General features: G+C 73.4%; 14 protein-coding genes and 1 pseudogene. 9 read left to right on the top strand and 6 right to left on the bottom strand.

Annotated features, from left to right (window positions below; genetic code table 11):
• Positions 1-2: 2 nt before the first annotated feature.
• Positions 3-1,130 carry an acyltransferase family protein gene (locus tag BSB02_RS18965; RefSeq protein ID WP_084960340.1) on the bottom strand — a complete coding sequence of 376 codons (1,128 nt, stop codon included), beginning with the start codon at positions 1,128-1,130 and terminating at the stop codon, positions 3-5.
• Positions 1,131-1,264: 134 nt separating this feature from the next.
• Between BSB02_RS18965 and BSB02_RS43035 the strand changes: the two genes are divergently transcribed.
• The 6 genes from BSB02_RS43035 (at position 1,265) to BSB02_RS39750 (ending at position 7,452) form a co-directional block, all read left to right on the top strand.
• A complete protein-coding gene (locus BSB02_RS43035; RefSeq protein ID WP_084960339.1) occupies positions 1,265-2,503 on the top strand; it encodes a PucR family transcriptional regulator in 1,239 nt (412 codons plus the stop codon).
• 119 nt (positions 2,504-2,622) lie between these two features.
• Positions 2,623-3,459 carry a fumarylacetoacetate hydrolase family protein gene (locus BSB02_RS18955; protein WP_084960338.1) on the top strand — a complete coding sequence of 279 codons (837 nt, stop codon included), beginning with the start codon at positions 2,623-2,625 and terminating at the stop codon, positions 3,457-3,459.
• Position 3,460: 1 nt separating this feature from the next.
• The gene (locus BSB02_RS18950; RefSeq protein WP_084960337.1) at positions 3,461-4,372 is read left to right on the top strand and encodes a VOC family protein; all 912 of its coding nucleotides are present in this window, start codon (positions 3,461-3,463) and stop codon (positions 4,370-4,372) included.
• Positions 4,369-4,788, top strand: coding sequence for a pyridoxamine 5'-phosphate oxidase family protein (locus BSB02_RS18945; RefSeq protein WP_084960336.1), 420 nt, complete (start codon positions 4,369-4,371; stop codon positions 4,786-4,788). The genes BSB02_RS18950 and BSB02_RS18945 overlap by 4 nt, the downstream gene beginning before the upstream one ends.
• Positions 4,785-5,705, top strand: coding sequence for an amidohydrolase family protein (locus BSB02_RS39755; protein ID WP_143590875.1), 921 nt, complete (start codon positions 4,785-4,787; stop codon positions 5,703-5,705). The genes BSB02_RS18945 and BSB02_RS39755 overlap by 4 nt, the downstream gene beginning before the upstream one ends.
• The gene (locus tag BSB02_RS39750; RefSeq protein ID WP_143590873.1) at positions 5,698-7,452 is read left to right on the top strand and encodes an FAD-dependent monooxygenase; all 1,755 of its coding nucleotides are present in this window, start codon (positions 5,698-5,700) and stop codon (positions 7,450-7,452) included. The genes BSB02_RS39755 and BSB02_RS39750 overlap by 8 nt, the downstream gene beginning before the upstream one ends.
• A gap of 83 nt (positions 7,453-7,535) precedes the next feature.
• Here the strand turns inward: BSB02_RS39750 and BSB02_RS18935 are convergent, their stop codons facing one another.
• A complete protein-coding gene (locus BSB02_RS18935; protein ID WP_084960559.1) occupies positions 7,536-8,375 on the bottom strand; it encodes an alpha/beta fold hydrolase in 840 nt (279 codons plus the stop codon).
• A gap of 161 nt (positions 8,376-8,536) precedes the next feature.
• Between BSB02_RS18935 and BSB02_RS18930 the strand changes: the two are divergent.
• Positions 8,537-9,373 (top strand): annotated as a pseudogene (locus BSB02_RS18930) (RNA polymerase subunit sigma-70); the annotation flags it as partial.
• 89 nt (positions 9,374-9,462) lie between these two features.
• On the top strand, positions 9,463-10,008 hold the full coding sequence (locus BSB02_RS18925; protein ID WP_084960334.1) for a dihydrofolate reductase family protein: 546 nt from the start codon (positions 9,463-9,465) through the stop codon (positions 10,006-10,008).
• Here BSB02_RS18925 and BSB02_RS18920 read toward each other — a convergent pair.
• Together BSB02_RS18920 and BSB02_RS18915 are read right to left on the bottom strand one after the other, a co-directional pair.
• Complete coding sequence (locus BSB02_RS18920) at positions 9,980-10,249, bottom strand: TetR/AcrR family transcriptional regulator C-terminal domain-containing protein (RefSeq protein ID WP_084960333.1); 270 nt, start codon at positions 10,247-10,249, stop codon at positions 9,980-9,982. The genes BSB02_RS18925 and BSB02_RS18920 overlap by 29 nt on opposite strands.
• A gap of 36 nt (positions 10,250-10,285) precedes the next feature.
• Complete coding sequence (locus BSB02_RS18915; protein WP_240506511.1) at positions 10,286-10,906, bottom strand: HNH endonuclease family protein; 621 nt, start codon at positions 10,904-10,906, stop codon at positions 10,286-10,288.
• Between the two features lie 129 nt (positions 10,907-11,035).
• Between BSB02_RS18915 and BSB02_RS18910 the strand changes: the two genes are divergently transcribed.
• Positions 11,036-11,503, top strand: coding sequence for a group II truncated hemoglobin (locus tag BSB02_RS18910; protein WP_084960331.1), 468 nt, complete (start codon positions 11,036-11,038; stop codon positions 11,501-11,503).
• Positions 11,504-11,506: 3 nt separating this feature from the next.
• Here the strand turns inward: BSB02_RS18910 and BSB02_RS18905 are convergent, their stop codons facing one another.
• Positions 11,507-12,538, bottom strand: a complete 1,032-nt coding sequence (locus BSB02_RS18905) for a zinc-dependent alcohol dehydrogenase family protein (RefSeq protein WP_084960330.1) — start codon at positions 12,536-12,538, stop codon at positions 11,507-11,509.
• Positions 12,539-12,554: 16 nt separating this feature from the next.
• Positions 12,555-13,385: a helix-turn-helix transcriptional regulator gene (locus tag BSB02_RS18900; protein WP_084960329.1), complete on the bottom strand. Its 831-nt coding sequence runs from the start codon at positions 13,383-13,385 to the stop codon at positions 12,555-12,557.
• Between the last annotated feature and the right edge of the window lie 95 nt (positions 13,386-13,480).

Genomic DNA, 13,480 nt, shown 5'->3' with positions numbered 1-13,480 from the left:
AATCACCCGCGGCTTCGCACCTCAATTACCCGGGCGCGGGCGATGGCGTGGGCGGGGCGCGGGCGGTACAGCCATGCGAGGCGGGGCTCCAGCAGCCATCTGCCCGCCGCGCGGGTCACCGGCAGGCACAGCACGATCGACAGCGCCAGGCAGCCGCCCGCGATGGCCACGACGCCGAGTGGGCCGTGCAGCCACGGCGCGCCGAGCCAGCCCATCTCCTTGGCGACGAGCACGGGCACGCCGTGCAGGAGGTAGCAGTACAGCGTGCGGGTGCCCAGGCCGGAGAACCACGTCCGGCGGCGGGGGACCAACGCCAGCACGGCCGCGGACATGGCCAGCGCGGCGACCAGCAGGCCCGCCCGGACGCCCATCCCGGTCCACCACGGCATGCCGAGCTGCTGGAAGCTGTTCTTGTAGTAGATCGGCCCGAGGTCGACCGCCGGCGCGACCAGCACGGCGACGACGGCCGCGCCCAGCAGCGTGACCGCCGCGGCGACCTTCACCCACAGCCGGTCCAGCAGCTCGAAGTGCTCGGGCCTGAGCATCAGGCCGGCCACGAAGAACGGCAGCAGGCCGAAGAGGCGGTCCATGCTGAAGTCGCTGGGCAGCTGGGAGAACCCGGCCAGCAGGCAGACGGCGACGGCGATCGGCAGCGGGAACCGCATGCGCTGCCACACCGGCGTGGTCAGCCGCCACAGCAGCAGCGCGATGAGGTACCAGTTCAGCCAGGCCGGATCGGTGATCGTCAGGCTCCACTTCTGCCCGAGCGCGAAACGCAGCGCGGCGTAGCCGATCTCGACGACGACGTAGGGCGCCAGGAAGGTGTCGACCAGCTTGGTCGTCTTGGCGTCGGAGTTCCAGAAGGTCCGCGACAGGTAGCCGCTGACGATCACGAACAGCGGCATGTGGAAGACGTAGATGAACAGGTACGCGGCCCGCGAGGGGTGCGCGCTCAGCGTGGGGACGAGCGAGTGCCCGGTCACCACCAGCGCGATCAGCACGAACTTGACGTTGTCCAGGTACGGCTCGCGCCGCCGGGCCGGCTCGCCGGCGCGTGCCGGGGCCTTCGGCCCGGGCACGGGTGCGGTCGCGGTGGTCGCGGTGGTCGCGGTGAGCGTGGTGGTCGTCATCGTCTCGGCCGGTGGTAGGGAATCTCTCGGGAGACGACGGTAGGCGGGCCCGCTTGAAAGCCGGTGACGATTCGCTGTAAGGCCCAGCACAATGCTCTCGCCGGGTCCGGAGCACGATCAGGAGGTGGGGTGGCGTGCCGTACCGATGGCTGCTTGGCCTTCGCGGCAAGGGCGACGGCCGCCCACCGGCCGCCCCGCCCGCCACGCTGGCCGTCGCGCGCGAGACGCTCGGGGACGGCCCGGTCGGGTGGGCGGTGGAGACGGCCGCCTGGATGGCGGAGGAGATCGTCCGCCAGGTGCCCGGCTACGGCGGCGGCCGGACGGCGGTCGAGACATTGCGGCGTTCGGTGGAGGCCACCGTGCTCGCGGCGCTGTCCGGGCTGGTCCGGGACGCCGAGGCGATACCTGAGCTGGTGCCGGTGGAGGCGGTGGAGGGCAACGCGGAGCTGGTACGGCGGGGCGTGCCGCTCGACCAGGTGCTACGCGGCGTCCGCATCGGGCACGCGTGCCTGCACCGGGTGTTGATGGACGCCCTCGACGCCGAGCCGGAGCCGATACGGCTGGCCGAGAGCCACCGGGTCAGCGAGCTGCTGTTCGCCTACGCCGATGTGCACGCCAGCCGCATGGCCGAGGAGTACATCGCCGAGCGGGACCGCTGGCAGGCCAGCACGGAGGCGGCGCGGCGCGGGATCGTGGAGGACATCCTGGCCGGGCGGCGGGTCGACCGGGAGGCGGCCGGTCAGACCCTGGGCTACGAGCTGGCCCGCCACCACCTGGCCTTCATCGTCGTGGCCGACGCGCCGGACACCCCGGCTGAGGTGCTGCGCCGGTTCGCGGGGGAGGTGGCCCGGTCGGTGGGCGGGCACGGCGTGCTGACCGTCCAGGCGGGCCCGTCGGACGTGTGGGCGTGGACGGCCTGGCCGTCCCGTCCCACCCCGGTGCCGGACGTCGGCGTGCCGGAGGGGCTGCGGCTGGCGGTGGGGCCGCCCGCGCACGGGGTCGCGGGATTCCGGCGCAGCCACCTGGGCGCGCAGGAGGCGCGGGACTTCCTCCACGAGACCCGGCTGTGCCGCCACGCCGACATCCGGGTGCGGTCGCTGCTGGCCGTGGCGGGGGAGCGGGCTCGCTGGTTCGCCGAGGAGACGCTGGGCGGGCTGGCCGGCGGGCAGGAGCGGACGGCGGAGCTGCGGGAGACGCTGCGGGTCTACCTGGCTTCTGGGCGCAGCCCGCAGCGGGCGGCCGAGCTGCTGCACCTGTCGCGCAACACCGTGAGCTACCGCGTCAAGCGGGCCGAGGAGATGCTCGGCAGGCCGCTGGCGGGCGACCTGCTGGAGCTGCGGCTGGCGTTGGAGATCGCCCGGACGCTGCGCTGAGCCCAAGCGCGTCCGCGCCCGGCCCAATCTCCACCGGCGGTTTTGGGCTGTGAGCCCAAGCCGCCGATCGCGGCGCCCCGTTGAATCGGCTCATCGAGCCGATGACACAAGGGGAGCTCATGCGTGTTGCCAACCTCGCGGGGCGGGCGGTGCTGCTGACCGGCGGCGGCGCGATCGACATCGGGAAGGCCGGTGGTGGGCGCCTGCCCGCCGACCCGCGGGCGCTGTTCGAGCGCTGGGAGGAGCTGCGGTCCTGGAGCACCGACGCCGAGCCGGTTCCGTTCGAGGAGGCGGACCTGGAGGCTCCCGCTCCGGCACCGCGCCAGGTGTTCGCGATCGGGGTGAACTACCGCGACCACGCCGAGGAGTCGAAGATCGAGCCCGGGTCCCGGCCGCCGGTGTTCACCAAGTTCGCCTCCTGCCTGACCGGCCAGGACGCCGTCGTCACGCTGCCGGAGGGCGGTCTGACCGACTGGGAGGCGGAACTCGTCGTGGTGATCGGCCGGTACGGCTACGCCGTGCGCGCCGCCGAAGCCTGGGAGCACGTGGCCGGGCTGACGGTCGGCCAGGACCTGTCGGAACGCATCACCCAGCTCTCGCCGCCCCAGCCGCCGCAGTTCTCCCTCGGCAAGTCCTATCCGGGCTTCGGCCCGACGGGCCCGTGGCTGGTCACCCCGGACGAGTTCGACGACCCCGGCGACCTGGAGATCGCCTGCTACCTGAACGGGGAGCGCGTGCAGCACGCCCGCACCAGCCAGATGATCTTCTCGGTCCCCGAGCTGATCGAAAAGCTCTCCGCCGTCACCCCGCTCCTCCCCGGAGATGTGATCTTCACCGGCACGCCCGGCGGGATCGGCGGCACGCGCACCCCGCCCCGCTTCCTGGCCCCCGGCGAGCGCCTGCACAGCACGATCGAGGGCATCGGCACCCTCCGCACCACCTTCGCAGGAGCCTGACATGGCACTTCACCGCCTGACGACCGTCACGATCGGCGTATCGAACCTCGCCGAGACCGCCGCCTACTACGCCGACTTCGGCCTCACCCCCACGGGCGGGAACGCCTTCGCCACCGTCGACGGCGGCGAGCAGTTGCGCCTGGTGCACGCATCCACCCGCCGACTGGTCGAGCTGGGCGTCGGCGTCGACGACCCCGACGACATCGGCCGCATCACCGCGAGCCTGGCCCGGCTGGACCTCGCGCTGGACGCCGACGGCTGCGTCACGGACCCCGGCACGAGGGTGCGCGTGCGGGTGTCGGTCGCCGGGCGGATCAGCCGCGAGCCCGCGCCGGCGCCCGCCTTCAACGGCCCCGGCCGGGCTGAGCGCGTGGACGCCCGCGCGCCCGCCGTACTCCGGGAAGAGCCGGTACGGCCCCGCAAACTCGGCCACGTCGTGCTCGGCTCCACCGACCAGGAGGCCAGCCGGCGCCTGTTCACCGAGGGCCTCGGCTTCAAGGTCAGCGACGAGGTGCCGGGCATCGCCGCCTTCCTGCGCTGCTCGGCCGACCACCACAACCTCCTGGTGCAGCCCGCGCCCGTGCCGTATCTGCACCACACCTCCTGGGAGGTCGAGGACGTCGACGAGATCGGCCGTGGCGCGCACCGCATGCTGGAGGGTCACCCGGAGCGCCACGTCTGGGGCCTGGGCAGGCACCACATCGGCTCGAACTTCTTCTGGTACCTCAAGGACCCCGCCGGCACCTTCTCCGAGTACTACAGCGACCTGGACTGCGTGGTCGACGACGCGATCTGGAAGCCCGAGGTCTTCGAAGACATGCGCATCCTCTACAGCTGGGGGCCGCCGGTGCCGCCGTCGTTCATCGAACCGGAGGACCTGGCCGCGCTCATGGCGGGAGCGCACGGCTCATGACCTGCCACATCGAACCCGTCGTCCGCGACTTCCTCACCCGGCGCCCGGTAGGCGTGCTGGCCACCACCCGGCCCGGTGGCGGGGTGCGGCAGTCGGTCGTCTATTTCGCGCTGGACGGCAACCGCCTGCTCATCTCCACCGAACCCGCGCGGGGCAAGGCCGGGGACGTGCAACGCGCCGGCCGCGCCTCGTTGTGCGTGGTCGGCACGGCTGCGCCGTACCCCTCGGTGACCTTGGAGGGCGCCGCCCGGATCCGGAGCACAGGCATCGGCGCCGACACCGCCCTCGTCTGGTCCCGCATCGGTGGGCGGCCGGTCGAGCTGATGAGCGACGCGGACCTGGCCACCATGAACCGTGTCGTCCTGGAGATCACCGTCGAGCGCGTCTACGGCGCGAGCTACCTGGAGCAGACATGACAGCACGGATCGACGTGCATCAGCACATGATTCCCGAGCCGTACGCGCGGTGGCTGCGCTCTCACGGCGTCGACGCGCCCGGCGGCCGGCCGCTGCCGGGGTGGAGCCCGGCCGAGGCGCTAGAGCTGATGGACCGCCAGGGCATCGCGACCGCCATCCTGTCGCTCACCACGCCGGGCGCGTACCTGGACGACGGCGCCGACGCCGCGTCGGTGGCCCGGCAGGCCAACGAATGCGGCGCACGGCTTGCCGCCGAGCATCCCGGCCGGTTCGGATTCTTCGCCACGCTCACCCTGCCGGACGTCGCGGCCGCCATCACCGAGGCGCGGCACGCGCTGGGCGAGCTGGCGGCCGACGGGGTCATGCTGCTGGCCAACAGCCAAGGTGTCTATCTGGGGGATCCGGCTTTCGATCCGCTCATGGCCGTGCTGGACGAGCACGCCGCCGTCGCCTTCGTCCACCCCGCCCAGCTGCCCGGGCCGGTGATGGAGGGCATCCCGCCGTTCGCCGCCGACTTCCTGCTCGACACCACCCGTGCCGCCTTCACCCTGGTCAGGCATGACGTGCCACGGCGTTTCCCGAACATCCGCTTCATCCTCTCCCACGCCGGAGGCTTTGTCCCGTACGCCGCGCACCGGCTGGCGATCACCCTGTTCGCCGAGACCGGCCGCGACCTGGACCAGATCCTGGACGACCTGAGCGGCTTCTACTTCGACACGGCCCTGTCCTCCAGCCCCGCCGCGCTGCCCTCCCTGCTGGCCTTCGCCAAGCCCGGTCACGTGCTGTACGGCAGCGACTGGCCCTTCGCGCCGGAACCGGCCGTCGCCTACTTCACCACCTGGGCCGACGACGCGGACATCAACCACCGCAACGCCCACGCGCTCTTCCCCCGTCTCAAGGAGACACCCCATGCATGACGTGCTGATCGTGGGCGGCGGTGGCGCCGGCCTGACCGCCTCCATGCTGTTGTCGCGCCTCGGCGTCGACTCGCTGCTCGTCAGTGCGCTGCCGACCACCTCGGCGCTGCCCAAGGCCCACCTGCTCAACCAGCGAACCATGGAGATCTACGCCGCCCTCGGCATCGCCGAGACCGTCTACGAGCGCGGCACCCCGCCGGAGCACATGCGCTACTCCGGCTGGTACGCCGGTCTCGCCGGCCCGGCCGACGACTACGGCAGGCGCTTCGGCCTGATCGAATCCTGGGGCTGCGGGGGCCTGTCCCCCGACTGGGCCGCCGCCAGCCCGCAGCGCCCGACCAACCTGCCGCAGATCAGGCTGGAGCCCGTCCTCAAGGCCCGCGCCGAAGAACTCGCCCCCGGCCGCGTCCGCTTCCACCACGAACTGACCGTCTTCACCCAGGACGCCGACGGGGTCACCGCCACCGTCCTGGACCGCGACAGCGGCCGGTCCTACCAGGTGCGCGCCCGCTACCTGCTGGCATGCGACGGCGGCAGGACCGTCGGCAGGCACCTCGGCATCCGCATGGACGGCGCCCGCGACTTGGCCCGCATCGTCTCCGTCCACCTGACGGCGGACCTGTCGGCCTGGGCCCGCGACCCCGAGGTGCTCATCCGCTGGCTGGTCCTCCCGCACACAGGGGGCGGCGCCACCATGGTCCCCATGGGCCCCGGCCGCTGGGGCCCCGACTCCGAGGAGTGGGTCGTCCACCTCAACTATGCCGGCGACGACCCGCGCGGCCTCGACGACGAGGAAGTGATCGCCGACCTGCGCGCCGCGCTGGGCCTGGGTGAACATCCGCTTGCCGTGCACCTCGTCACCCGCTGGTCCATCGAGGGCGTGGTCGCCGACCGCTTCCGCGACGGCCGCGTCTTCCTGCTCGGCGACGCCGCCCACCGCCACCCGCCCACCGGCGGCCTGGGCCTGAACGCCGCCATCCAGGACGCAGCCAACCTGGCCTGGAAGCTCGCTCTCGTGGTCTTCGGCCAGGCCGGCGAGCGGCTGCTGGACACCTACGAGCCCGAACGCAGGCCGGTTGCCGCGCGCAACGTGCAACGCTCGGTCGAGAACGCGCTCAACCACATCGTCACCGCCCAGACCGCCGGCATCTCCTCCGGCGCCGACGCCGAGACGAACTGGCGGCACATGCGCCGCCTGTGGAGCGGCCTGCCCGAGGACGCCGGGCACGCCCGCCGGGTCCGCCGCGCCATCGCCGGCCAGTCGATGGAGTTCAACGAGCACAACATCGAGTACGGCTACACCTACGCCTCGGCCGCCGTCGTCCCCGACGGCACCCCGGACCCGGACAACCCCGACCCCATCCGCCTCTACCAGCCGTGCGCCCGCCCCGGCCATCCACTGCCGCACGCCTGGCTTGAAGACGACGACGGCCGCCGCCTGTCCACCCACGACCTCGTGCGGCCCGGCCGCTTCCTGCTCATCGCGGGCGAAGACGGCCAGGACTGGTGCGCAGCCGCGGGCAAATTGTCCGGTACATGGCCGCTGGACGCCGTCCGCGTCGGCCACCTGGACGGCGACCTGCTCGACCCGCGCTCCACCTGGACGCGCCACCGCGGCCATCCCGCGCACGGCGCGGTCCTGGTCCGCCCGGACCGGGTCGTCGCCTGGCGCGCCTTCGACGACACCGACCCGTCGGCCCGGCTGTCTCGGGCCCTCCAGGCGATCCTCGGCCCGGCTCGGGCCTGACTCACGCACGTGCCGCCGGTCTGAGGAGGAGGTGCCAGTAGCCGTCGCCCGTCCGCTCACCGCCGACGGCGAACCGGGCGGCCCTATCCCAGGAACCTCGCGGTCGTCGCCACGAACCGATCGGCGTCGTCGAGCCACGGGAAGTGCCCGGCCCCCGGCTGGACGACGAACTCGGCGTCCGGGAACAGCGCGGCGAAGCCGGCCGCGGCGCTCGGCGGCGTGTTCAGGTCCACCTCTCCGGCGAGCAGCAGCACCGGCGCGGCCAGCCCGGCCAGGGCCGCGCGGGTGGCGGCGGGGTCGAAGGCGCCCTCGGCGCCGAAGGCGGCGGCGGCTTCCTCGTTGCGGCGGCCGTCCTGGGCCGCCTGGTGGGCCTGGGCCGCCGCGTCCCATCGGCCGTAGAAGAAGGGCTCGATGGCCTTGCGGCTGTGGCCGGTGGCGTTGCCGGACATGATCGCCTCCAGGGCGGCGAAGGCGGCGCCGTACCAGGGCTCGCCCTCGCGCAGCCGCGCGACCGCCAGCCGCGACTCCCCGTCGGCCTCGATGCCGACGGCCCTGGTGCTGGGCGCGATCAGGGCGAGCCTGCCGACGCGCTCGGGGTGCCGGGCCGCGTACAGCACCGCGAGGTTGGCTCCCGCGGAGTGGGCGAGCAGGTCGATCCGGTCGAGGCCGAGGTGCTCGCGCAGGGCCTCGACGTCGCCGACGAGCCGGTCGCAGCGGTAGGAGGCGGTGTCCTGGGGTACGGCGGAGCCGCCTGCGCCCCGGGGATCCAGCATGATCAGCCGCCGGTGGGCCGACAGGCCGCCGAGGTCGCCGAGGTAGTCCGAGTCCTGCATGGGACCGCCCGGGAGGCAGACCACCGGCGCGCCCTCTCCGAGCACGTGGTAGGCGAGGCCGGTTCCGTCGTGGGCGGAGAAGACAGGCATGGCGGAGATGCTGTCAGCGGCGTCCGGGCGGGGCAAGCGTTTTTCGTGGAGGACCCCGGTCCCCTGGGAGGATGGGGAGGTGGGCTCCACGCACGGTTCCTCCGTCCAGGACGACGACGCCCTGCTGACCGCGGCGGCGGCGGGCGACGAGGCGGCGCTCGACCTTCCGGGCATGGCTGTACCGGATCGCGACCAACGCCTGCCTGGACGCCCTGGACGGCCGGGCGCGCAGGGTGCTTCCCCAGGACCTGTCCGGGCCGTCCGATCCGCTCGCGCCCCTGCCGGCCCGCTCCGGCGTCGCGTGGGTGCAGCCGTTTCCCGACCGGCTGTGGCAACCCGGCGACAGCGAGCCGGAGGCCGCGATCGTCGCCAGGGAGACGATCGAGCTGGCGTTCCTGGCCGCGATCCAGCACCTGCCGCCCCGCCAGCGCGCGGCGCTGATCCTGTGCGACGTCCTCGGCTGGCCCGCCAGGCAGGTCGCGGACCTGCTGGACAGCAGCGTGGCCTCGGTCACCAGCGCCCTGCAGCGGGCCAGGGCGACGCTGCGGGAACGCCTTCCCGAGCGCCGCGCGGACTGGGCGCCGGCCGCCCGGCCCACCGACCGGGAGCGCGCGGTGCTGAGACGCTACATGGCCGCGATGGAACGCGCGGACCTGGCCGCGGTCGCCGCCCTGCTGGCCGAGGACGTGCGGACCTCGATGCCGCCCTGGCCGGTGTGGTTCCAGGGGCGCGAGGCGGTGCTGGCGGCCCTGGCGGCCGGCTGGGATCCGCGCTCGCCCGACTACGTGGGCCGCTTCCGCATGGTCCCCACCCGGGCCAACGGGCAGCCGGCGGTGGCGGCCTACGTGCGGGGCCGGCACGACCCCGGCCACCGGGCCTTCGCGATCTCGGTGCTGCGGATCGAGAGCGACCTCGTCGCGGAGGCGGTCGCCTTCCACGAACCCCGGCTGTTCGCGCTCTTCGGCCTGCCGCCGGGGTGGCAGAGCCCGCACCGATGAGACCAGCCGATGAGACCGATGAGTTTCCGCCCGGCCCGCCGTCACATGGAGGACTGCTCGTAGCTGCCTGAACAGACGGAGGGTCCATCATGAGCAAGCTGCTGTATTCCGCCACGATGTCGCTCGACGGGTTCATCGCCGGGCCGGGCGGCTCCATGGCGTGGCTGCGCGAGCACCTCGGCCCCAACCCCACGGTCGACGACCTCGTCCCCCAGGTCGGCGCCCTCCTCGTGGGCAACCGGAGCTTCCGCGGCGACGACGCCTACAAGGGCGAGCCCGGCCGGGAGGGCAAGGCGTTCGGCGGCGGCTGGGAGGGGCCGCAGGTCGTGCTCACCCACCGCCCGCCGGCCGGCCCGGTGCCGGGCGTGACCTTCGCCACGGACCTGCGCGCCGCCATCGACACGGCGAAGGCCGCGGCCGGCGGCGGGTACGTCAACGTCATCGGCGCCGACGTCGCCCGGCAGTGCCTGGAGGCGGGCGAGCTGGACGAGGTTCTGGTGTGCGTCGCCCCCGTCCTTCTCGGCGACGGCGTCCGCCTGTTCGACCACCCCGGCGGGACCGCCGTCAGGCTCGAACGGCTGGCCGTGACCCAGGCGCCGCACGCGGTCAACCTGTGGTTCCGCGTCGCGCGATGAGCGCCTCGACGCCGTCGAGCAGCGGCCGCAGGCCGAACTCGAAGAACTCGTCCAGGTCCAGGTCGTAGCCCTCGGCCGGCAGGCTCGCCGGCACCTCGGCGAAGGTCGGCAGCCGCCGCGGGTCCACGGCGCCCATCTGGGCGTCGGCCCGCTCCTGGTCCGGCTGCCCGGTGGCCGCCTGGGCCTGCTCCATGGCCGCCGCGACGACGCGCGGCCTGGCCTCGACGAGCCCCTCGAGCACGCCAAGAACGCGATCACGCTGTAGCCGCGAGGGCCGCTACCGTCCGCAGGTGCGGAGCATGTTGAGCAGCGCCACCTTCTCCTTTCGGGTGACGAAGAGCCGGTAGTGGTGCTTCACGGTGATCCATGAGACGGCGTAGCGGCACCAGTACCGCCGGCGCTGCGGCCGCCAGCTCTGCGGGCCCTGGCCACCCTTGGCGATGTTGGCCGAGTGGCTGACCACGACCAGCTCCGGGCGGGTCAGGTCGTTGGCGAAGGCCCGCCGCCGCGCCTGGCTCCACCTGCTGGCCCCCGAGCGCCAGGCGTAGGACAGCGGCACCACATGGTCCACGTCGACCAGCTTCTCGCTCTTCAGCCACTTGCCGTCGTACGGGCTGTACCAGCGGCCCTTGACCGGATGGCAGCTCGCGTTCCTGCGCACGCCCCGGCCCTGGCGGGCCAGCACCACCTCCCGCACGTCGCACCTGCCCTTGTGGTGCGCCCACCGGGGCTGGAACCGCCGGTGGCTGTAGCCGCGGATGGACAGCGGCCGGGAGACCTTCAGCTGGGCCAGCATGCGCCGGGCGAGCGCGGCGGCTTCGGCCTGGCGCTGCTTGCGCGGCTCGGCCGCCGCCGGGGAGGTGGCGACGGCGGTGACGGGAAGGGCGAGAAGGGTCATGACCGCTATTTCCACCAAGCGCCTCCAGAAGATCATGCTTGGGGGCATACCCATGACCTCCCGTGGGATCACCAGGTGACGGCGTTTGCGGCCTTGCGGCCACGGCCATGAGGATGATTACATAATTACATGATCAATGAACCGGTGCCGACGCTGTACGAGTGGGCGGGCGGCGCGCAGGCGTTCGAGCGGCTCACCGAGGCGTTCTACGCGAAGGTCAAGCAGGACGAGCTGGTCGGGCCGCTGTTCGCGCACATGGACCCCGACCACCCACGCTACGTGGCCATGTGGCTCGGCGAGGTGTTCGGTGGCCCCGACCGCTACACCAGGGAGCGCGGCGGCTACCCGCACATGCTCGCCAAGCACCTGGGCAAGGCCATCACCGAGCAGCAGCGCCGCCGCTGGGTCGACCTCCTCATGGACGCCGCCGACGAGGCCGGCCTGCCGGGCGACCCCGAGTTCCGCGCCGCCTTCGCCGGCTACGTCGAATGGGGCACCCGGCTGGCCCTGCACAACTCCCAGCCCGGCGCCGCCGTCGTGAAGGACGCGCCGGTGCCCCGCTGGGGCTGGGGTGTCGCCCCGCCGTACCGGCCCTGATCGTCAGGCCCGGGGGAGGATCATCGTGACCCCGGGCACCGACCCGATCGACGCCAGCGCCTCGCCTGCCTCCGCCAGCCCGATCGTGCGCGTGACCAGCCGCTCGGGGTGGAGCGTCCCGGCCCGGATGAGCTCCAGCATGGGCCCGTAGGCGTGCGCGGCCATGCCATGGCTGCCGAGCACCCGCAGCTCGTAGCCGATGACGCGGTCCATGGGCACCGGCGTCTGCCCGCCCGGCAGCAGGCCGACCTGGACGTGCCGGCCGCGCCGCCGCAGCCCGAGGATGGACGCCGCGCACGTGGGCGCGCTGCCCAGCGCGTCGATCGAGACGTCCGCGCCGCCGCCCGTCAGCTCCCGCACCCGGTCGGCGGCGTGGCCGTCGGCGGCGTCGAGCAGGTGCGCGGCCCCCGCCTGCCGGGCCAGCTCCAGCGCCTCGGGGCTGACGTCCACGGCGACCACGCGGGCGCCGGCCGCCGCCGCGATCATCACCGCCGACAGGCCCACGCCGCCGCAGCCGTGGACGGCCACCCACTCGCCCGGGCGGACGCCCCCCACCTGGACCACGGCGCGGAAGGCCGTGGCGAAGCGGCAGCCCAGCGCCGCCGCGGTGGCGAAGGGCATGTCCTGCGGCAGCTCGACGAGGTTGACGTCGGCGTGGTCGATCGCCACGTACTCGGCGAAGGACCCCCAGTGCGTGAAGCCCGGCTGGGTCTGCCGCTCGCACACCTGCTGGTCGCCGGAGGCGCAGGCCGTACAGGACCCGCAGGCGCACACGAACGGGACGGTCACCCGGGCGCCGGGACGCCGGCCGCGCACCAGCGGGCCGACCGCCTCCACCACGCCCGCCAGCTCGTGGCCGGGCACGTGGGGCAGGGAGGTGATGTCGGGGTCGTGGCCCTGCCAACCGTGCCAGTCGCTCCGGCACAGCCCCGTGGCCTCCACGCGGATGACCGCGCCGTGCGGGGCGGGGGAGGGCTCGGGCACCTCACGGACGTCGAGATCGCCGGCGAAACGGTCGAACACCACAGCGCGCATGGGACGAGCGTAGAGGTCAGCGTGCCGCGATCAGCTCACGGAGCCTGCGCAGCGCCAGGTGCGAGGGCGAACCCGGCTCGGTGGTGTAGAGGACCAGGCGCAGGTCGTCGCGGTCGGGGACGGGCAGCACCTGGCAGATCGCGTGGATCTCGCCGACCGCCGGGTGGTGGATCGTCTTGCGCTGCATCCTGCGGACCTCCACCTCATGCTCGGCCCACAGCCGCGCGAACTCCGGGCTCAACGCCAGCATCTCGGCCACCAGCACCTGGATCTCCGGATCGTCCGGATAGCGGCCGGCGGCCACGCGCAGGTCGGCCACCGAGGCTCGGGCGAAGCGGCCCCGCTCCTCGTCGTCCAGGTGGGCGGCGATGTCGGGCGCCATGAAGCACCAGCGGATGACGTTGCGCTGCTCGATCGGCTGCTCCATCACGCCGTCCATGAGCGCGTTCGCCATGGGATTGGCCGCGACGATGGTGTAGGCGGCGTCGAGCACGTAGGCGGGCACCTCCTCCAGGAAGGAGATCAGGTGCAGCACGCTCGGCGGGACGTCGCGGCGGCGCGTGGTGGACTCCACCGGCTGCCCGGCCACGCGGAACAGGTGGGCCCGCTCGTCCTGGGTGAGCACCAGCGCGCGGGCCAGGGAGTTGAGCACCTGACGCGACGGCTGCGGGCCGCGGCCCTGCTCCAGCCGGATGTAGTAGTCGATCGACATGCCCGCCAGCTGGGCGACCTCCTGGCGGCGCAGGCCCGGGGTGCGCCGGTTCCCCTGCTCGGGCAGCCCGACATCCCGGGGGCGGAGCCGGGCCCGGCGGCTGCGGAGAAAGGCGGCCAGTTCCTGACGGTTCATGACTCCATGATGCGCCGCGGGCACCCCGCGAGGGTGGTACCGCCGATCCCAGCATGAGCGGGTCTCTCCCGGTCCGCTCGCCCCGCCCGCAGCCT

This window comes from Thermoactinospora rubra, from assembly GCF_002093975.1.
Classification (GTDB): Bacteria; Actinomycetota; Actinomycetes; order Streptosporangiales; family Streptosporangiaceae; genus Nonomuraea; species Nonomuraea rubra_A.
The sequence above is the reverse complement of the archived record's forward strand: the minus strand, read 5'-3'. Positions and strand labels throughout refer to the sequence as shown.